The following is a 20976-nucleotide window of genomic DNA, read 5'->3' on the forward strand; positions in this document are numbered from 1 at the left end:
CTCGGTCAGCAGCGATGCAATTAGTTTGCCGGCTGGGGGGCCTTCTTTTTTGCCCGCTCCCGTTCTTGCTTTGTCCGTCGTTCCTGGATACGGTCAAATTGCTTCGAAATGGAAATTCCCAGTAGCTTTAAATAACCTTCATCGACTTGAATCCGTGTTCGAATACCCGATTCCAATGGCTGGGTGGTAATCAGAACCAAGTCGTTATCTTTTTGAAAAGCGCTGTCCAAAATCTTCATGATTCCGCTTTGGTCAATTTCGGCATCCGAAAACAACTTCAGCCAGGGGCGCATGTGGAATTCTGCCTGAAACGGTGCGGTACGCTGTTCTTTCCGCGCTTCTGGCGAGGCATTGTTTATTTGCTCAATTGCTTCATTCAAGGCACCAACAGCGATCTCGGTCCCCATGGCAAACCAGATGACCTGTGAATCGGCGCCAACATACAGCGAAGGCACGCCACCCAGAAAACGTTTTTGTTTATCATCAGCTGATTTTATATCGGGTTGCAGTTGATGTAAGGCGATTCCCTGCACGGTTTCCGCGTTAGTAAATATTTTCGCTTTGTTATCAGGCAACTGCTCCACGCGGTTGACCAGGTCTAATAACGCTGCTGGTAAATTGGCTGAGGGGGAGACTTTCAAGCCACCAATCAAGGCAAATTTCTTTGAGGGGGTTGCCACCAGTTGTGCGAACACATCCAAGTGCCCTTTGTCGACTTCCGATTTGATCGGTGCAAAAAACTGCTGGATCGAATTATTTTTCTGCAGCCGTTCTTCTTCCGACAATAACTTCTCTGCAATTTGTTTCTCAAAGTATGTTAAATAATTGAGATAGGTTTTCTGATCGCGGCGGGCGACATTCATCGACATGGAAACCGCCACTGGCAGATTTTCACGGGAAGTAATCACACTGAAATAGCTGGGTTTCCCAGGAACGTTTTTGATGTCACGGGCTAGATCACTATTCGGCCTGGCTTTGATCAGAATATCGATATGTCCTTGCTTTTGTTCCTGATCAACCCGGGCACCGAAGACCAGTTCTTGCGCTTCGTTCAACGTGTACTCGATGTTTTCCAGATTCTGCTTACCCGACATGCGTCGCAGTTCATAGGCGGCTTTGGACTCGTTATCTCTCTGCTGGAGCTGGGTTTCGATGGCGGTGCGGAAAAAACCGAGGAAGGTTGTTCGCATTAACTCTGGGATCGCACTGAAGTCTAGTTTCACTGCCAGGTCATAATTATTTGTCAACGTTTGAAACGACTGTGACGGGTCACCGAAATCCCGGGAAATAATCATATCCAGGGTTTCATCGGTCTCGCCACCACGGAACAACATATGTGCATAGCCATCCTGGAGTCGAATAATCGACTCTCCCCGTCGGCCTTCGATGGTATAAATATCATCGCGTTTCGTATCTTTTTTAATCGTTTCCTCATCGCCGGGAATCAAGGCTTCCAAGGTCTCAATAAATGAGCGGACTTTCGAAATCGGGATATAGGAAACAAACACCGGTTGAGGCAGTATCCCGGTTTTCAGAAAGAGTTCCACTCCCAGATTTTTATTCTGGTCCACTCCTTCCAGATCATTCACGTTGGCCAGTGAAGCGGATGCGATTTCTGCAATCTCAGGACGCTCTGCCAGTTCGAATACCAGATCGATGTCCTGCAAAATACGTTCGACGCTGGCAAAATTGATGATGATAATCGGCTTGGGGAGCAGTGCTTCCACTGCTTTCTTGGTTTTGTCTTTGGGGGGTTCGTCTTTTTTATCTGTATCCTGAGCAACGAGAGAATTGCCGAACAGCAGACAGACGGTAACGAACAGGCTCAGTATTCGCCCCAATCGTAAAGTCTGTTTTGGGAAGCTTCTGTTTGAGTTTGAAGTGAGTGAAACTACCATGGCACACCTTTTGCGCAGATTAAGAAACATCGTGAAAGAACCTGTTATGACTGATTCGACAGACAGAGTCAAATATTGAAATTCGTCTACTTTATTTAATTCAGTCCACAGGCAAAATCAATTCCCGGGGAAACGTGATCAGTCCTGTCCAGTATACCCATTCAGCGCAGAAAAAGATTCAGGGAATCCATTTTTTTGCAGCGACTCAGAAAATCGGTATCCACCAGGCCTTACAGGGATGAAGCATCCGGCAGATTGAGGTTATCCAGCAGCTTTTTCGCTTCTTTGCCTTTTTTCTTGTAGTGATGAGGCAGGACGCGATCATGGTAGGTCTCTAAAGGTCGTACCAAAGTCCGATCTAATACGAGTTTTCGCAGACGCCAGTCTTCCTCGGAAATGCCGACTTCAGCGTGTATGTCGGCCATCGTTTTAAATGCCATTTCAATTGCAGAAATACTGAGTTCGATATCATGCAATGCCTGTTTGGATGTGACAGGGCGTGCTTGCGAACGATTATCCCAACGTGTTTTCAAGGCTTGGAGTAACCCATTCAGATGATCCCACTGTTGGTCTTTCGTTAAGAACAGTTCTGGTTTGGTCGCCGCCAGTTCGATCGCGCGCACTACAGAATTGATGGACCGGTCAGAGCCGGCACCATAATTGAGTGCATGCAGGCGATGTGCAAATTCCATCTTTGGTGGCGCGCTTGTAGATTTTTTATAGAGTTCAGCAACTTCATCGTGCATGAAGTAGCTAATCATCGGATCGTATGTGGATGTAAACCTGATGACGCGACTGATCATTTCCACTGACGGATCTGCTTTTTCCATGGCGTCCGAGAGTGCTTTGAAATACAGCATGCGGCGTTTATCTTCATCATGAATATAATCGTCTTTGGTCAGTCCTTCGGCAGCAACCTGCTTAATCAGGGAGCGGGGATTTTCCGTGATCTGATCTTTGGCTGGTTTACGATACTTCCAGTATTGATCGGGATATTGTGCCATCAATTTGTTTTGTGCGGTAACTTCAGACAGTCTGCGGAGCACGATGGGATCTTCTTTTTCATTGTGCATCCAGTTAATCAGTCGGCCCGTACGATCCTTTTGTGAAATCATCTGCTGTACTTCCCGGCGTTTTGGTCCCCAACGCATCACTTCATAAGGCAGCGTGAAGGCAAACGTCCCCGTGGAAGTATTGTTGATGCTGGTTTTTACATCTAACGTCATTTGATATAACGCGTCAGCTGAATAGGCGGCTAGATTCAACAGTACCGACCAGTCCCAGCCTACCTGGGCCAGCGTCCGTCGTACTTGTGGTGCCTGGATACGATCAATCAGATTTTTACGAATGAATCCCAGGTCGGAATTGGTAGCCAGGAATAAGGTCTCGCCATTGGCAATTTCGAGAGCCATTACCTGTTTGAACTCAGACAGAAAAGTTTGTGCAACTACACGTAGCGGCTGGGCACCGAAATCAATGTGCTGAAATCGTTGACAGAAAATGCCATCTTCATCCAGATGACGGGAGACGTTGCGATAAAATTCAGCCGTGTATTCCGCCTGTGACTGGGTAACCACCGATTGAACCGGGTTACTGATGATTAAGTCATACCGTGTTTCGGCTTCAGACCGGGCAGCCATCGCCAGCGCGATCGGTAGTTGATTCAGTTGGACCCGCTCAGATTGAAAAGCGGAAATCGAATTTCGGGGTGCAATTTCTTCCTGATACAATTTCACCAAGCCATTATCAGGTTCCAGGCAAGTCACATGTTGTACTGGAAAATCCAGGCTGGCATTGACGCCGACACCTGATCCCAGACCAAGAAACAGGACGTCTGCTGGTCGTTCATGCAGAATGACAGGAATCAGAAACGGCATCAGTTCGCCTGTTGTGTGGGGACACAATCCAGGGTCGACGCTGGTGACCCCGAACGGCAGGCCGCTTCTCCGGATTTGAATCTGATTCTCGCGATAGGACCAGAGTGTGAATGTCCCGTATTCACCATCGATTTCAGATAAACATCGCCCTTCATCCAGGTGGGGTAACATTTCCGGTTTCAAGCCGTAGCGAAGTCCTGTGAATGTATTTGTTGAAAACAGCATCTTGGCAGAATGACGGGCATCATAGTTATGATGAAAGATCAGACTGAGTGTGAGTGCGGATAAGCCGCAGATGCTGATTGCACGTTGAAGCCGCGTGCGCGGAATACCCTGTTGGGAAAACCAGACGATGGCTGACAGGCAGAGCAGTGCCAGTGAGGTCAGGACTGTGATGGACTTGATACCCGCAAGTGAAGAACCGAGAAGCCAGAAGCTGCACAGCATGCCTGCCAGAAAACAGAATGGCTGCCAGACTGGAAGCGGGACGATCGGTGTCTCTTCGTTTTTTGAAAGCTGGGATTGCAGTGATAAAGTTAACCAGCCACCCCAGCAGACTCCCAGCAGGGAAAAGATAACAGCCGTGAAGCCGCCTCGGACCAGTGCCAGGACCAGAGCATATTCAATGTAGGCGTTCGCACGCAGCATCCCGGAAACAAACAGTGGAAAGAGGGCCAGACAACCTACACCAAGCAGAGCTGTTCCCAGTGTCAATCCGGCGGTCGCTCGCGACAGTTGTGCTGCGCTCCGCGCTCGGATGAAGGCAAATGCGGTTGCGATTCCAGTGAAGAAGGCCGCCCAGATCGTTACTTTCAGGTACAGAGAATCGGGATACAGCTGAAACAGGACCCGGCTTAACGTGATAAAGAGAATCCCGACAGCCAGGCTCATCAGATAACTGCCTGAGCGGAGCAGGAACGGTGAAACGGTTGACTGTTCCCGTTGATCGGATTCGCTTGAAGGTGAAGACGCTAAGTCTGTCTCTGTCTTGTGAGATTCAATTTTGAGCCAGAGGGGAAGCGCCGGAAGGTATTCTTTGAAGTAAGTCATCAACCAGGGGCCGAAACTTACGAGCAGTGCGAGAATGACAGGCAAGACAAGAGCCAGATTCCATCCGAACTGCGGAACGATCCAGCAGGTGGCTGTGATCATAGCCACTCCCACACCTGCCAGAAAACGGGCGATGTGTTGACTCAGCCGAGGAACGGGGTCGAATTGATTAACGGACCGTCTGGCAGTAAACCAGAACAGGCGGCTCGACCAGAAGACGGCAGGCATGATCAGCGCCATCGCCGTCAGGATCATGAGGCCGGTCAAAAAGACAAAGTTTGACATCTGCTGAACGGTAATCAGATGCAAGATCTGATTGAGTTGATTCAGAAGTAGCGGAAAACAGACCGACCAGAGTGATAAAACCAGCAATGAGAATTGAATTCTGGTTCGATTACGTGTTGACTCTGATGTCAGTTTTGAAAGCGAGATCGATGCAGGCAGGCCGAGCCAGATTCCCACTACGATCGCCAGTCCAATCCCGGCCATCACTTCCGGGCTGTCGCTGACAAATGCCTGATAGCGTTGCACGCAGGAAAGGACAAACAGGCCACAAATCCAACCAGTCAGGAAGAGTAGTCCCAAACGCTGTTTTAGAATCTGGAGTGAAAATGTGAGTAGATTTTGAGCGATTGAACGTAGCATGGCTTCCTTGCCTGTCGATATTTATCAAACAGATTTGCATCTGAACTTAAAGTTGCTTACTCTAAGTCATTTCCTAAGAGTCTTTTAACAGCAAATTATGCCGATCCATCTGCGTGTTGTGCAGTCCGTGTTTTATCGAAAAATCGTAAACATATGCAATACCAGTCGTTGTAACTCAGTCCCGATCAGCGCATGGTGGAATCCTATGTACACCACACTAGCCAAAGATGAGGTGAAGAGTAAGAATAGGTAGTCTTTGAAGCTCTCTCACCCCAACCTCAACAGAAGTCTTTCAGCGTGAACGAATCATTGAAGCAGCCGCAATCTCCGTCCTTACATCGCCGACAGAAATGTTGTCGTCCGCAGAAGCCGCAAACCTCACGCATGAATTGTTTGTGGTATTCGTTGCTGACAGGACTCTTTTGTCTCATTGGTGGCAGTCATCTGCTGCAGGCAGAGTCGAGTTATCCTGCTGAGTACAAAGCGGCTGCAAATTCGATCACAGTGGATGAACTGAAATCGCATATTGAATTCCTGGCGAGTGATTCGCTCGAGGGAAGAGAGGCAGGCGCTCAGGGAGGCCAGGCAGCGGGAACATACATTCGTGGAGTGCTTCAGAAAAACGGCATTCAGCCGGGACTGGTTGATGAAGGTTATTTCCAGGAGTTTGACGGCGGCTTCCGCAACATCATCGGAATTATACCTGGTAACGATCCGGAATTGAAAAAAGAATACGTCGTGATTGGCGCACATTACGACCATGTGGGTTATGGAAAACCATCGAACAGTCGTGGGGGCATCGGCCAGATCCATAATGGCGCCGACGATAATGCCAGCGGGACGTCAGCACTTCTGGAAGCAATCGAAGCACTCGCACAACATAAATCCCTTCCCCGCCGCTCATTGATGTTTGTATTCTGGGACGCCGAGGAAATGGGATTGTTGGGTTCAAAGCACTGGGTGAATCATCCAACAGTGCCCCTCGATCAGATTGCCATCTATCTCAATTTAGACATGGTGGGCCGATTGAAAGAAAAACCGTTGAGTCTGTTTGGTTCACGTTCTTCAGTTGGTTTGCGGTCCTGTGCCGTCAAATGTAATCACCGTGAGACCGGAGTGAAAATTCGGTTTGATAACGCGATTCGACCGGACAGTGATCATTGGCCGTTTTATAAGAGAGGCGTCCCGTTTCTGATGTTGCATACGGGTAAGCATGATGATTATCACCGACCCGAAGACGATGCCTATAAGATTGACTATGAAGGCACCCGAAAGTGTGCACAACTCCTGACCCAGCTTGCCCTCGATTTTTCTCTACAAAGTGAAAAGCCGGAATATCGAAATGCCAACCAGGATATTCTGGCAGGCATTGATCAGCAGGCACGCATCGATTCCCCTGAGCCGCCACGGTTGGGAGTGGCCTGGAATTCAAATAAGTACGAACAGGGAAATCTATTGATTACCCAGGTCCTGGCCAATACTCCTGCAGATAAAGCCGGCCTGAAAGTTGGTGACGAGATCATTAAAGTCGATGGCAAGTCCCCCGTTTCTGCTCCGGGTTTTGCCGCTCTGATTCGCAGTGCCCCCGTCAAAATCATGATGCAGATCAAAAGGATGATGGAAGACAAAATTCTGGACATTCCTGTTGAATTGGCAGGACAACCTGTAAGGTTGGGAATTGAATGGAAGACAGATATCGCAGAGCCCACTGTTGTCGTGATTTCCGATATTGTAAAATCATCACCGGCAGGTCTGGCTGACCTCAAAATCAATGATCGGATTTATGAAATTGATGGCAAATCGTTTTCGAACAGCGATGAATTCCGCACAGTGGCGACAACCTTACCACTGCCCTTCACTGTTTTAGTGGAACGAGAGGGACTGTTGAAAAAAGTCACGATTCAATCGACCAGATGAGTTTTCCAGTCGATCGATTGCTGAGGGACTCCCGCTCTCTTCAGGGCATCCTTGAGTTGTGATTCTGGTATGACGCGGGCAGAACCTTTGCGGTAAACGCGGATGCGAATTCCATCTTCATCACCTGAGGCTTGTTTTGCGAACCGAATAATCTCGTCAATCTCTGCAGGTCGATAACCGTCCTGTGATTGAACAGCCGATTTGATCAGGTAACTGCGATTTTCAATCAGGATGTCGAGCACCTGCAAAGGGACTTCCAGTTGTGATTTGGCTCGTTTAGGCTCTGGCGCAATCAGGATTGGTACGATGTCGGATTCACTGGAAGCAAGAATTGCTTGACTTTCAGCGGCAGATTCTGTGGTAGATTCTGTGGTAGTCTCGCTTTCGCCTGGTCCGGAATCGGTGTTGATGCCGGGAGTCAAACCGAAAAACTGGCCGAGAATGATTCCCAGAATCAAAACTCCTCCCCCTGCATACATCAGTTGTTTGGGACGCTTGGTCATACTCGATTCCCGTTAGATGGTTAAGCCTGATAGAAACCGCATTGTAGTCGATGGTTCCTTTTTTGAAACCTCATTATTTTTGTATGAGAGGCGCACCCTTCCCCCGTCCCAGCCAGAGATCTCCAGATCACTCCCCGCATTCGGCCTGGCTTGATTATTGCCCGGTGTGTAATTTGCCCATCAAATCCAGAATGATCGCGATGATTTTATCTGAGGCGTCGATCTGAACACGGTTCGTGCCCATCCAGGTTTCGTAACCACCCAGTTTGTGCTGAGCGGGTGTCGGCAGGTAGCCGTTATAGCCATTGGCAAGTTCGATGGTGAACGCATCCCGGAAAGGGGTTTTGTCTTTCAGTTCGAGACCAATTTCACAAAAGGTTTCGAAAGGGATTGCTGCGATACTTAAATCGCCGATGCGTAGTACTTGCAGCATCACGGTCATTTCATCAGGACCATCAAGTAACCTCTGAACACGGCCTGCATAATTGCTTTCGTAGCGATGGTACTGCGGAGCTTCTGCCGGTTGTGCCAGCACTTTCTTGAAGTAAGCCTGCATCGCTGCATCGGGTTTCCGAATTTTTAAAGTCAATTCGCTACTGGCAGCCCCGAGGGGAACCCACGTCTGATATTTGACCTTCTTGTATGCTTCGGCCACTCGTGCCGCGACGAGGTCGGCGACCTGTGTCATCTTTTCATAAAGTTGCTTACGCTTTCCTGGCTTACTGAAATTGATGTTGTTGATATCGCCACTTGTGCCGTTAGAAAGCATGCCGACAAAGGGACGACGGTCTGGCTTTGCACCAATTAGAGAGCCAATTTTTTCAGAAAAGATACCGAAGTAATCCGCAGAGATTTCCCCTTTTTTAACCCCTCCCACATAGTGCAGGGAGTAATTTGCTAACAAGGCCAACGGTCGACCATCCAGTGATTGGACACTGATGAAGGAGATTTCAGGGTCGATTGGCCCTGCTGGTTTGACCAGAGCCGCGTTACCGCGCGGGGGATTCATTCGCACGGTATCGGTACCACCAAATGGATTCTTACAGAATTCCGGGTTGCTTGTGAACCAGCGGCGATTGAAGACTTCCGACGGTTCATCAATGCCTCCCCAGCCAATTTTTGCAGGCTCTCTGTTTTTCAGGGCGAGACGGACAGAGTCTGCGATACGGCGCGAGAGGAGTTCACGATATTTGGGGCTGCTGGCGCGTGTCGCGGAATGGGTGTGCGTCGCTGCCATCATGATATTTTCTGGAGGCAGGTCGGTTTCAGACTCGATGAACTTTCGAGCGGACCGATAAACGTCTTCCGTAATTCCCAGATTGTCGCAGATCACAAAAGCGATTTTCGTTTCCCCGTTATCAAGAACCAGACAGCGGGCATGTAAATCATCATGCACTTTTTCTGAAGGAAACGGTTTGAAACCGCCAATAATCGCTTCACCCAGTGGCGGAGTGATGTTGCAGGTGGCGGCACCCGCTTTCAGGACTTTTTCAGTTGGCTGGTCTGCCGCTTCAGAATAAACCGATCCGAGCAGAGTGAAACAAATTCCACAAATCCATATTAAAGCCAATTGCCGATGTGTTGTTGCCAGCATCTCATTTGCTCCTCACTGAAGTCACTGAAAAAGTCCACACAAATCAATCAGTATTATAAAAACGTTATTCCGAGAACACAACAATGTTCATTGATGGGTTCGCTCATGTGAGTTTCGTAACTCTTTGCCTTTCACATGATTGCAGAAAGTGAGTAAAGTTTTTTGTAGCCATCTGATGACCAGTGGAGAGAATCGTCCACATTAAAAACTTTTAAATATATTGGTGTCAAAGTAAATTGTTGTTGCCAGTGACACCAAAACATTATACTTTGGTGTCAATATAAATACAGGATACAAGTATTCAAGCATTCGCGTCAGCTCTTGAATTAATTAATTCGCTTCTACTTTCCTATCATTCAGAATAAGAAGAGGAAACATCATGTACTCACCGACTACACCACGTCGCGCGTTTACTCTGATAGAGTTACTTGTTGTGATTGCCATTATCGCGATTTTAATTGCGCTGCTCTTGCCTGCTGTGCAGCAAGCGCGTGAGGCAGCACGAAGATCATCTTGTCGAAATAATTTGAAGCAAATCGGCTTGGCACTTCATAACTACCACGACGCGCATCGCACATTCCCAGCTGGTGGATTTGGTGTTTTTTCCTATTCGTGGTGGGTAGCAATATTACCACAAATGGAACAAAGCACCGTTACAAACCGCATGGTTACAGCTGATTTCGCTGGCTACTCTGGTGGACCTAACAAGACGGTATTAGAAAACTGGGCACCGAGCATCGTTTGGTGTCCATCAAGCACACTGCCTCCATTTTGTGTTCGAGATGGTGTGTACGCGACCAGTTGTTACGTTGGCATCGCTGGTGCGAGCGCGTCAGCAACATCGTCAATCGATCCGACTGGTCGAAATCGATGTGTGAGTAACGGTGTCGGTTATGCGTGTGAGAACGGTGTCTTAATTGCCAATGCGTCGGTGAAATTAAGAGACATCACTGATGGAACATCGAACACAATTGTGGTGGGGGAACAGTCCAATTGGGGGATTAACCCAAGTGGTCAAAATGTAGACATTCGTGGAAGCGGTGAATGGGGGACCTGGATTGGACCAGGTGCTCAAGGTCGTCCCAACAAGCCTGTTTCAGGAGAAAGCTATCCTTTTACTAGTAATCCTTGGGCTCGTAATATGACGACGGTGCGCTACAACATCGATTATATCACTGAACTACCAGGAAGCGGAGGGAATAGTCGCGATGGTGGAAACAACTCCATTCAGTCGATCCATTCTGGAGGCGCTTTTGTGCTTCGCGCAGATGGGGGAGTTCGTTTCCTGTCTTCCTCACTCGATCAGTCTACTTTGATTCACCTCGCTATTCGCGACGATGGAAAAGTCCTGGGCGAGTTTTAATATTAGCTGGATCTTGAAGCCAAATTAGTGGCATACTTCAGAGAGCATTGAGACGCTTTGTCGGATTATGACTCGAACATTTAACTACGCATGCTCAAGCTGAGCACTTTGCGGATATTCAAAAAGAGATGAATACAATGCGTCAGGTTATACACAGAGATTTAAGGTCAAAGTTCTGTATCTTCGTCTTACAGTTAGGATTGTGTTTACAGTATGGATGCTCAAGTTCGAACGAATTGCTAAGTACCGTTTCGGGCACGGTTACACTCAACTCAGTGCCCATATCAGAAGGGATGCTTAGTTTTATCTCAAGTTCCGGCTTTGCTGCTATTGCTGAGATCAAGGATGGTACCTACTCAATTACAAGTAGCCAATACGGAGAAGGGATTCCCGTAGGCGAGTATCGAGTATCGGTTTTCTCATCTTCTGTGAAAAAAGATCCCCTGGCAGGTTCACAGGAAAAACCATCTAGTAAGGTTGAGATCCCAATAAAGTATGCCGATCCAGCAACCAGTGGATTATCTGCGAAGGTCAATCAAGGAGTAACCGAATTCAACTTTGAACTGACTTCCCATTGATTCTATCTGAAATAAAAATCGCTGCACAAAATTATTCGTCTGCCAGGATTTGTTCATCCGGCTCAAGCACATCTTCGAACGGATGCCCATTCTGCCAGCCGCTTTTTCCCGATTCGCGGAGATATTCTAATCGGCGGATGGAGATCTCACAGTAAATCGGATCCAGGTCCGATGTCAGGCAGCGTCTTCCCAGTTGTTCGCAGGCGACCAGGGTGGAGCCGGAGTGTGAAAAGAAATCGAGCACGAAATCATCAGGCTGTGAACTGGCTCGAATAATGCGTTCGGTCGATTTAAGAGGTTTTTGGGCATAACAGCCTGATACATTTTCTTCCATGCGATAGAAGACTTGCTGGATATCGACCCAAACATTCCCCGGTCGGATATATTCCGAGCGGCCTCGTTCCAGGTTTTCCGTTTTTTGACCGTTTATCTTTTTATAATAGCCGCGCAGGATTTTGGGGATATCCGTGTATTGGACTTCGAAGAAGGGGTTGCCTTTGATGTAGTACAAGAGTTCTTGTCTGACCGCCATCCAGTTTTTCTGTGTTCCATATCCCCGCTGATTTCTCATCGTGATAAAAGAACGCGATTCAAACAGTCCCAGTTGTTGCATGAGAATCATAAATTGAGGCAACGGCTGGAAATGTTGGTTCTGGTCTGCACCCAACCAGACGTAAAACGCCGCATTCTCACTCATGCATTGTTCCGAAAGGCGGACCCACTCTGCACACCAGTGGATAAATGCATCCACATTCCGTAAATCAAAGGCGACCAGATTGTAAGGTGGATCATGAATTGCCAGTGAGGCCCGATCATCGCGAACCAGGTCCTGGATTTGAAGGGGATTTGTGGCGTCCGCACACGCCACACGATGACGTCCTTCAGGGTCTTCCCAAACCTCTCCTGATGAAAGCCGACAATGAGGAAGTAAACGCTCTCGTAGTTGTGGATCTTCATCAAGACGTGGCAAAGGATTATTTTTCATATGCGTGTCTTCCTTAACAGCGATTCCTCTACAGTAATCATTTCAAGATATGTACGTGGCAGTATAAAGAAATTGTGAATGTTTGAAATCTCAGCTTTGTCGAATTGTGAACAGGTAGTTACTGCAGAGTAGAAAGTTGGATCATTGACTGTGTTCAATCGAATAGATGTTTCTGTGGGATTTGATACGTGCGAACATTAACTGGTTGTTTGTTGTTAAAGGCCCAGGAAGACAAGAAACTGGTGACGTCTACTTCGAAGAGAAATTCCAGTCTCTTAATGTGAGCTCCCCCTCGATCGTTTTGATGTTCGCTATTTGTAGCATTCGGAATGTAAAAATTGAATCAGAGAAATAAGCTTAGAATTTACCACTTAAAACTGGTATCTGTGTCAGAGTGTGGGTGAGTATTCCTGTACGTGCTATCATTAATGGAAACGAGATGTTGACGGTATGTTGACTGTAGAGCTTTACCGCATGAGATGAAACTTTATCTGAGAAGATCTGGTCTGGACTTCGTTGTATGAGTTCGATGAGCGCGGTCTTTGATGAAAGAAATGATCAAGGAAGGATTTGTTTCAATTTAATTTGTAAAAATTGAATACCGAATTTAAAAAAGTCATTTAGAATTTCTTGCATCCCCAATTGCATAGCTCATTTGTATACACGCAATGGATCCAACCGGTAGCCGGGGCTGATGTTTGAGTTGTGTTGCATCCTCATTTGCTGACTGTTTTCGCTGACTGTTTTCATAGCCCCCGTTATGCGACGACCTACAACGATAGGTCTTTCGCTGCTTGTGCGTCACTAACCAGATTCAGGAAACAGATCAGATATTGCGCGACAGGCAGCTTGAAAGGACAACCAGCCTTGTGATGAAATTCAATTCCCAGCATACTTGATCTCAGAAGCTTCTTCACTCATTTTAAATAGAGCGATTTTACCGATGCAGCTTGAAATTACCGAGAAAACAAAGATCGATGTCCCTCCTGAGGTCATCCATGACTGGCTGAGTAATCTGGAAAACTGGCCGAAGATCAATGACAAAATCAAGTCGATTAATGTAGATGGCAATAAGTGTATTGGTCAGATTGAATTTAAAGGGAGAACAGTCGATTTCGCTGGAATGGTCCCTGAGGACAATGATCCATCGAACGTGATCTGTAATATTGTCGTAGAGGCAGACCAGAAACTGAAGGAGCCGGAGCATTTTTCGGTGATCTATGAGATCATTCCCCAAGGCAGACTTACTCAGGTGATTGAGCGGATCATTTTTGAAAGAGAAATTCCGTTTTGGGGCTGGCTGCTGGTCAAGCTCATAATGAAGCTGGGAAAACCGAAAGGATTGTCCAATCTGCAACAAATCAAAGAACACATTGATTCAGAAGAGGGTTCGGATTGATCAATCAAACGGAAGTATGAGCTGACGGCTACTTTTTCTCTTTCAGCACGAATTCACCGTAGTAGCCGATATTCGATCGATACTTTCCGTTGAGTGTGGCTCCTTTCATGAAACCCGTCCATTGATATTTATGCCCGCGAATTGTTGCGTCGCCTGCCAGGTTCATCTGTTTCCCGTTTGCCCGTGATTGAAAAGTCGCTTTATATTTGAACGGGTCCCCTTTGAATAAACCAGTGAAGGTCGCCTGCCAGACTCCTTTGTCATCGGATGTTGCGACACACTTGAGGGGCCCAGTTGTGTTATACTTGCGATTGTTCCACTTTCCCTCCCAGGTTCGCGTTTCTCCCGCTTCCAGCAGAGAGGATGAGTTCAGCGCAAAGCAGACGAACAGAATGAAACGTGCCATTGTGATTTCCCTTTCGATCAACTGATTCGAGTTTGAGTACACACTGGAATGCCAGTCCGTACATCAAGTACTTCGATAGACCAATCGGGAATGCGACAAATTTAGATTTCGAAAGGGGGTGGAGAAGTTCCCGCTAATGTCATCGATCAGAGCGAGGAGCCATATCTACTGACCTGCAGGCTAGTTACGGAAAGCGGATCACCGTGGGGAATTCACTGAAATGCATCAGGCACTTCGCCGCAATTGACGCGCTATTTCACCGGGCTGCGCCGATTTATTGAATGAAGGGGTGGTTTTTCCGGTGGTCAGATTTTTGCGTAAAGTCCGTTTGCGAAGTTGATCATAGATATTACGCGCGAGCCTCCCATAGTGAAGATCGAGCAGACCCGTCGTGCTGGCAAACGCCAGAACGGAACCAAACGTGTCTTTGGTTTGCAACATGTGAAACGCAGCGCAGATGAAATTCAGCAAATTGTAGAAGCGGCAGGATTTCGTACGATTGATCAGGTGACAGAGCCGATGAAGATCTATCCCATTATCACTGTCGTCAAAGAGTAACCGTTTTTGTGTCTGCAAATCAGCAGCCGTGTTTGACAATCGGTGTTTTCTTGCCATGTTGATCGATGGCGACATAGGTGAAATCAGCTTCTGTGACTTTGAAGTAGGGACAATTGGAATCTTCGTGTCTCAGCACCGGTTCAACCCAAACTTCGAGTTGCAACTTCATTGAAGTGGTTCCAATTTTTTCTACCGTTCCATAACAACTGACGACGTCACCAACTTTGACCGGACGGATGAACTTCATCGTCTCGACAGCGATCGTCACTGTGCGGGTTCCCGAAATTTCTTTCGACAGAATCCCGCCGGCGATGTCCATTTGTGACATGATCCAGCCACCAAAAATATCGCCGTTGGCATTGGTGTCAGCGGGCATCGCCAGTGTTCGCAGAATCAGTTTGCCTTCTGGCAGATCGCAGGCATCTTCCATAATTACTCAATCCTCTTTTGGGTCAGGCGAAATTTCACAGTTCGAGGCGGTACGGTCTATTTATGCGAAACGAGGCGGACGTCCGTTGTTTTTCGCCACGTGTCCTCCCCAGACCAGCAGGTTCTTGCTGCAGTCATCACGGTCAATGGCGACTTCGATAAATGCAGGACCATCATGCGCAACAGCGGTTTTGATTGCTTCGTCCAGCTCGCCTTCGGTACTGGCCTGACAGCTCCAGCCGTTTCCATCTTCCGCATTGAATACGTTCACCAGTGCGGCGTAGTTCCAGTTTTTGATTGTATTATACGGGCCATCATGAATTTCGACTTCGATGGTATAACCGCGATTGTTCATCAGGAAAATGATTGGTTTGAGTCCGTAACGAATCATCGTCGAAACTTCCTGTGCCGTCAGTTGAAACGAGCCATCTCCGATCAAGGCGATGGGCCGTCGATCCGGTGCGCCGACGCTATAACCCAGTGTTGCACCAACGGACCAGCCAATGGAACCATATTGCATTTGCACTTCGAATCGTGATCCGGTGGGTAAGTCGAGTTGAACTCCGTTGAACCAGGAGTCTCCGGTCTCTGCTAATACAGTCGAATCGGGACCCAGCATCTTTTGTATCCGTGAAAACAGTTGCCGCGTGGAGAGCGGTGTTTCGGGAGTACCGGGAGCGAGTGGTGCCGCCTCTTCCTGAATACGTTTGAATGCGACCATTGAAGCGTCATTCGATTTCACTTTTGCTGCCAGTTGCTCCAGGAATTCGGTTAATTTGACGTTGCTGAAAGTTTGGTTTGGAAAGACAACGCTATTGGGTCGGGCTTGAATGACTTTGGCCGGATCGATCAATGCTGCATGACCAGTCGTCGTGTAATCAGTAAATGTCGGGCCAGCAAACAGGCAGAGGTCTGAAGAATCGACAATTTCACCACAGCCAGGCGAACCGACGGGACCCCAGTACGTTCCCATATAATGGGGATGTTGTTCGTCAAAAAATCCTTTGGCATTGGGCATGCTGGCGATGGCATAGCCGGACGCGTCTGCCAGTTTATGAAAGTGGGTTTCTGCACCGAACGAACGCAATTTGACGCCCGAAACCAGTACGGGTTTGGTTGCTGCATTCAGCATCTCAGTAGCACGTTCGACGGCGGCTTTCAGCGAAACTGGATCACTGGCGGTCGGCCCACCGAATGATCGCACATTGGGTGCGGAAGTGATGGCCGAAGCAATATTGCAGGCAATTTCAATATACACGGGTTTGCGAAAACGGAGCGCCGTCTGAATCGCATGGTCGATTTGCGTGGGGGCTTCGCGCGGGTCGTGAATGGTGACTGCTTCGGCTGTGACCTTGGAGAAGATCTCGCGCTGGTAGTCGTAATCCAAGTTACCCAGTGTGTGGTGTAACATTTCAAACTCGGCTTCCGAATTGGTATTCGGTCCTCCTGAGACGGCAATTACCGGCAGATCTTCGGCGTACGCGCCGGCGACCGCGTTTAGCAGACTCAAACCGCCTACGCTGTAGGTCACGAAGACCGCACTGGCACCACCAGTCGCTCGACAGTACCCGTCGGCCGCATAACCGGCGTTTAATTCATTGCAGCAGGAAATCATTTTCAGGTTTTTGTTTTCCAGCAGCTTGTCCAGTAAAACAAGATTGTAATCTCCCGGCACGGCGAAATAGTGTTCCAGGCCAATTTCTTCCAGCCGGGAAGCCAGATACGAACCTACGGTAGTAGTACAATGATCAGACATGAAAGTTCCTTCTATCGATGAATGCGTGCATGCGCCTGGGCGATGATACGATTGAGCGTGTTAGTACTCTGGTTTCCACATGATTTCCTCGATCCGCTGATCAATTTCTTCTGTAGTGACAGAATCAGCGACACCGTCTTCGATCGCTGCCGCTGCGACTGCGCGTCCAATCTTGCGGCTGACCTCTCGAATCGTTTTGAGAGAGGGGAGCAGTGAAGCCGCTGGGTCTTTGAGTGCAGGCGATGTCTCTTTCAAGGCAAACGCCGCCGCCATAAACATGGAATCGGTCACGCGACGTGCCCGCGATGCCAGAATGCCCAGTCCCATTGCCGGGAAAACATAACTGTTATTGCATTGGGCGATGTAATGAGTCACGCCATTAAATTCGACCGGATCAAAGGGGCTCCCCGTCGCGATGACTGCTTTTCCGTCGGTCCATTTCAACAGGTCAGACGGGATTGCCTCGGCACGTGAAGTGGGATTGGAAAGCGGAAAGATGACCGGGTGATCGGTATGTTTTGCCATTTCGCGAATGATCTCTTCAGAAAAAGCGCCGGCTTGCCCGGTGGCACCAACGAGAACTCCGGGCTTGCTGTTTCGCACGACATCGGCGAAGGAGACAGAACCAGACACGTCACAGTCCCAGTCTGTCAGATTTTCGGGTGACTGCGCCAGTTTCTGGTGTAGTTCGTCCAGGTCCGTTCTACCGGAATGGAGCAGTCCGTCGCGGTCGATGATATAAAAGTGCGAACGGGCTTCCGCTTCAGTGAGCCCCGAATCGAGCATGGCCTGTTTCAATTGCAGGCAGATCCCCACGCCGGCCGATCCGGCACCCAGCATGACGATGTTCTGATCTTCGAGTTTACTGCCCGCGGCCGTAATTGCAGCAAGAATTGTTCCCGTTGTTACAGCGGCCGTGCCTTGAATGTCATCATTGAAGGTACACAGATCATCGCGGTATTTGTCAATAATCCGTTCTGCATCCACAGAGGCAAAATCTTCCCACTGCAAAAGCACATGCGGGAACCGTTTTTTGACAGCGGTCACAAACTGTGCAATAAACGCGTCGTATTCCGCGCCTTTGATGCGGTTTTCCCGCCAGCCAATATAACGTGGATCGTCCAGGCGTTCCTGATTATTCGTTCCCAGATCCAGCACAATCGGCAATGTTTTGGCGGGAGCAACTCCGCCGCAGAGTGTGTAGAGTGATAATTTTCCGATCGGAATGCCCATGCCTCCGACCCCCTGATCGCCCAGGCCGAGAATGCGTTCGCCGTCGGTGACAACGATCACATCAACGTCGTGTTCGATGTTTTCAAAAATAGCGTCCATCGATTCACGTTCGGGATACGATATGAAAATTCCGCGTGGGCGTCGATAAATATGACTGAAACGCTGACACGCCAGTCCGACTACGGGCGTATACACGATGGGCATCATTTCGGTGATGTGTTCCAATAGCAGGCGATAGAACAGAGTTTCATTTTCGTCCTGGAGCTGTCTGAGAAAAATATGCTTGTCGATATCAGTATGAAAATCACAGAAGGCTTCATACGCCCGTTCTTCCTGTTCTTCCAGCGTATCAACGTGCGGGGGAAGCAGTCCCAGCAGGCCATACTGGATACGTTCCTCCTGAGTAAAGGCCGTGCCCTTATTCAGGAGCGGATCTTCAATCAGCAAAACCCCGCGTTTTTCGATAGTAAATTCTTCTGTAGACCGTCCTGAATTCATGGTTAGGTTGTCCCGATGTGAATATGACGTGGGTTGATGATGAGTCCACCGCATACCGTTCCCTGCGGGGTCTCTGAAATCAGCCATAGAATAGTGGAAAAGCAGTCAGTCTGTCGATGTGACTCTTGAGAAACTGACTGGAATCCGGAAAGCCCTTTATTTTCTGTCTGGAAACAGATGAAGTTTCTGATGCACTGCTTGCAACTCCGATTCAGATATCGTAAATATCAAATCCTCTGGAATGATCTGGTCACCCATGGCGTCGTCAGCCGGATCACACGCTGTTCACTCAAAGTTCTCGGAAAAGTGTCCTATGTCTCGCCAATTCAAAATTGCTCTGGTGCAGGTTTCTCTGAATGGACTGCCTGACCAGAACCTGTCAAAGTGCCTCGCGTGGGTCCGTACCGCCGCCGGGCAGGGGGGCCAGGTGATCTGCCTTCCCGAGCTTTACAGCTCCTTTTATTTCTGCCAGAAAGAGACCACAAAATACTTCGAGTTCGCCGAGCCGCTATACGACAAATCATTTACCGCCTTCAGCGAACTGGCGAAAGAATTGGGCGTGGTCATCATTGTCCCTTTCTTCGAAAAACGAGCCGAAGGCCTGTATCACAACAGCGCGTACATTATCGACGCGGATGGCAGCGAAGCGGGCCTGTATCGGAAAATGCATATTCCCGACGATCCCTGCTTCTACGAAAAGTTTTACTTCACGCCCGGCGATCTGGGTTTCAAAGCCGTGAAAACGCAGTTCGGAAAAATCGGTACGCTGATTTGCTGGGATCAGTGGTTCCCGGAAGCTGCCCGGATTACCGCCCTCAGTGGTGCCAACGTGCTCTTTTATCCGACGGCCATCGGCTGGCATCCCCATGAAAAAGCCGAGCATGGCCCGAGGCAGCACGATTCCTGGATGACGATTCAACGTAGCCACGCCATCGCGAACGGCACATTCGTCGCGGCCGTCAATCGGGTTGGCTTTGAGCAACCGGAACCGGATCAACCGGGGCTTGAATTCTGGGGTTCCTCTTTCATCTGTGGCCCGCAGGGGGAAATCCTGGCGCAGGCCTCGGCTGACGAAGAAGAAATTCTGATCGCTGAAGTCAACCTGGATCTGATGGCCGAAGTCCGCCAGAACTGGCCTTTCCTCCGCGACCGCCGGATTGACGCGTATGGCAACATTCTCAAACTCTATCACGATGAATCCTCCCCATGAGCGAGATCATCCGCAGACTGCCCGCCGAGTGGGAACCGCATCAGGTAACGTTGCTCTGCTTTCCGTATAACGGCAATGACTGGCCCGGAAAGTACGATGTCGTTAAATGGGCGTTCGTCGAAATCATTCGCAAGGTCGCGGAGTTCGAACCTGTGCTGCTGGTTGTAAAGTCGGAGGAACAGCAACAGAAAGTCGACGCGATGCTCCAACAGGCACACGCGAACACAAAACAGGTGAAGTACATCATTCAAAAGACGAACCGCAGCTGGATGCGCGATTCAGGTCCGATTGTGGTGCAACGAAGCGACGGCAAACGCGAGGCACTGCAGTTCCGCTTTAACGGCTGGGCCAAGTATGCAAATCATCGGCTGGACTTGCAGGTCCCACCCGCCATCGCAAAGGCGTTGAATGTGCCTTTAACCGAAGTGGTCTATCAGGGGCGCCCGGTCATTCTCGAAGGGGGCGCAATCGAAGTCAATGGCAAGGGAACATTGATCACGACGGAAGAGTGCCTGCTCGATCAGACAACACAGGTGCGTAATCCGGGTTTTACGAAAGAGGACTATGCTGCTGTCTTTGAAGAATACCTGGGCGTGACGCATGTGATCTGGCTGGGGGATGGCATCGAAGGCGACGACACACATGGTCACGTGGATGATATCTGCCGCTTTGTGAATCCGACGACGGTAGTTGCGTGTGTGGAACCGAATAAAAAGGATGTGAACCACCGCAGGCTCGCGAAGAATCTGGATTGTTTGAAAGACGCGCGGTTGGAAGATGGCAGCAAACTCAACATCGTGTCTCTGCCGATGCCGGGACGCCTCGACTTCGAAGATTTAAGACTTCCCGCCAGCTATGTGAATTTTCTGGTGACCAATGGCTGTGTATTGGTACCCACCTTTAATGATCCCAATGATGCGAAAGCATTGGGTATCCTCAGCGATCTCTTTCCCAACCTACGTGTCATCGGCATTCATGCAGTCGATCTCGTCTGGGGGCTGGGGACGCTGCACTGCCTGAGCCATGAGATTACGGCTGCTGTTTCGAAAAAATAGCGATTTCACCTTCGAATGACAG

General features: G+C 48.9%; 16 protein-coding genes. 7 read left to right on the top strand and 9 right to left on the bottom strand.

Going from position 1 to position 20976, the window contains the following annotated elements:
• Positions 1-20: 20 nt before the first annotated feature.
• Both AAC022_RS11920 and AAC022_RS11925 read right to left on the bottom strand, forming a co-directional pair.
• The gene (locus AAC022_RS11920) at positions 21-1898 is read right to left on the bottom strand and encodes a hypothetical protein (protein WP_339731154.1); all 1878 of its coding nucleotides are present in this window, start codon (positions 1896-1898) and stop codon (positions 21-23) included.
• Between the two features lie 230 nt (positions 1899-2128).
• Positions 2129-5470, bottom strand: coding sequence for a hypothetical protein (locus tag AAC022_RS11925; RefSeq protein WP_339731156.1), 3342 nt, complete (start codon positions 5468-5470; stop codon positions 2129-2131).
• 297 nt (positions 5471-5767) lie between these two features.
• On the opposite strand from AAC022_RS11925, the gene AAC022_RS11930 reads away from it, so the two are divergent.
• Entirely contained in the window at positions 5768-7387 is a 1620-nt protein-coding gene (locus AAC022_RS11930; RefSeq protein ID WP_339731157.1) for a M20/M25/M40 family metallo-hydrolase, read from the top strand.
• Here the strand turns inward: AAC022_RS11930 and AAC022_RS11935 are convergent.
• The gene (locus AAC022_RS11935; protein ID WP_339731159.1) at positions 7372-7890 is read right to left on the bottom strand and encodes a hypothetical protein; all 519 of its coding nucleotides are present in this window, start codon (positions 7888-7890) and stop codon (positions 7372-7374) included. The genes AAC022_RS11930 and AAC022_RS11935 overlap by 16 nt on opposite strands.
• Before the next feature lie 154 nt (positions 7891-8044).
• Complete coding sequence (locus AAC022_RS11940) at positions 8045-9484, bottom strand: hypothetical protein (protein ID WP_339731161.1); 1440 nt, start codon at positions 9482-9484, stop codon at positions 8045-8047.
• A 379-nt stretch (positions 9485-9863) separates the two neighbouring features.
• On the opposite strand from AAC022_RS11940, the gene AAC022_RS11945 reads away from it, so the two are divergent.
• A complete protein-coding gene (locus AAC022_RS11945) occupies positions 9864-10847 on the top strand; it encodes a DUF1559 domain-containing protein (RefSeq protein WP_339731162.1) in 984 nt (327 codons plus the stop codon).
• A gap of 293 nt (positions 10848-11140) precedes the next feature.
• A complete protein-coding gene (locus tag AAC022_RS11950) occupies positions 11141-11425 on the top strand; it encodes a hypothetical protein (RefSeq protein WP_339731165.1) in 285 nt (94 codons plus the stop codon).
• Between the two features lie 31 nt (positions 11426-11456).
• Here AAC022_RS11950 and AAC022_RS11955 read toward each other — a convergent pair whose 3' ends face one another.
• Positions 11457-12410: a site-specific DNA-methyltransferase gene (locus tag AAC022_RS11955; RefSeq protein WP_339731166.1), complete on the bottom strand. Its 954-nt coding sequence runs from the start codon at positions 12408-12410 to the stop codon at positions 11457-11459.
• Positions 12411-13353: 943 nt separating this feature from the next.
• Here AAC022_RS11955 and AAC022_RS11960 point away from each other — a divergent pair.
• Positions 13354-13809 (top strand): hypothetical protein, encoded by a 456-nt coding sequence (locus AAC022_RS11960; protein ID WP_339731167.1) that lies wholly within the window; start codon positions 13354-13356, stop codon positions 13807-13809.
• Positions 13810-13837: 28 nt separating this feature from the next.
• On the opposite strand, the gene AAC022_RS11965 is transcribed toward AAC022_RS11960, so the two are convergent.
• The gene (locus AAC022_RS11965) at positions 13838-14215 is read right to left on the bottom strand and encodes a hypothetical protein (RefSeq protein WP_339731168.1); all 378 of its coding nucleotides are present in this window, start codon (positions 14213-14215) and stop codon (positions 13838-13840) included.
• A gap of 369 nt (positions 14216-14584) precedes the next feature.
• On the opposite strand from AAC022_RS11965, the gene AAC022_RS11970 reads away from it, so the two are divergent.
• Positions 14585-14773, top strand: a complete 189-nt coding sequence (locus tag AAC022_RS11970) for a hypothetical protein (RefSeq protein WP_339731169.1) — start codon at positions 14585-14587, stop codon at positions 14771-14773.
• 19 nt (positions 14774-14792) lie between these two features.
• Here the strand turns inward: AAC022_RS11970 and yciA are convergent, their stop codons facing one another.
• Genes yciA through AAC022_RS11985 form a run of 3 tightly spaced genes read right to left on the bottom strand, consistent with a single transcriptional unit; the run spans position 14793 to position 18689 of the window.
• Positions 14793-15203, bottom strand: a complete 411-nt coding sequence (yciA, locus tag AAC022_RS11975) for an acyl-CoA thioester hydrolase YciA (protein ID WP_339731170.1) — start codon at positions 15201-15203, stop codon at positions 14793-14795.
• Positions 15204-15263: 60 nt separating this feature from the next.
• Positions 15264-16958, bottom strand: a complete 1695-nt coding sequence (locus tag AAC022_RS11980) for a thiamine pyrophosphate-binding protein (RefSeq protein WP_339731171.1) — start codon at positions 16956-16958, stop codon at positions 15264-15266.
• A 60-nt stretch (positions 16959-17018) separates the two neighbouring features.
• A complete protein-coding gene (locus AAC022_RS11985) occupies positions 17019-18689 on the bottom strand; it encodes an NAD-dependent malic enzyme (RefSeq protein WP_339731173.1) in 1671 nt (556 codons plus the stop codon).
• 313 nt (positions 18690-19002) lie between these two features.
• On the opposite strand from AAC022_RS11985, the gene AAC022_RS11990 reads away from it, so the two are divergent.
• Together AAC022_RS11990 and AAC022_RS11995 are read left to right on the top strand one after the other, a co-directional pair.
• Positions 19003-19899, top strand: a complete 897-nt coding sequence (locus AAC022_RS11990) for a carbon-nitrogen hydrolase (RefSeq protein WP_339731175.1) — start codon at positions 19003-19005, stop codon at positions 19897-19899.
• Positions 19896-20954 (top strand): agmatine deiminase family protein, encoded by a 1059-nt coding sequence (locus AAC022_RS11995; RefSeq protein ID WP_339731177.1) that lies wholly within the window; start codon positions 19896-19898, stop codon positions 20952-20954. Before AAC022_RS11990 ends, AAC022_RS11995 begins: the two co-directional genes overlap by 4 nt.
• Positions 20955-20976 lie beyond the last annotated feature (22 nt).

The sequence above is a fragment of the uncultured Gimesia sp. genome, assembly GCF_963976445.1.
Taxonomy (GTDB): Bacteria; Planctomycetota; Planctomycetia; order Planctomycetales; family Planctomycetaceae; genus Gimesia.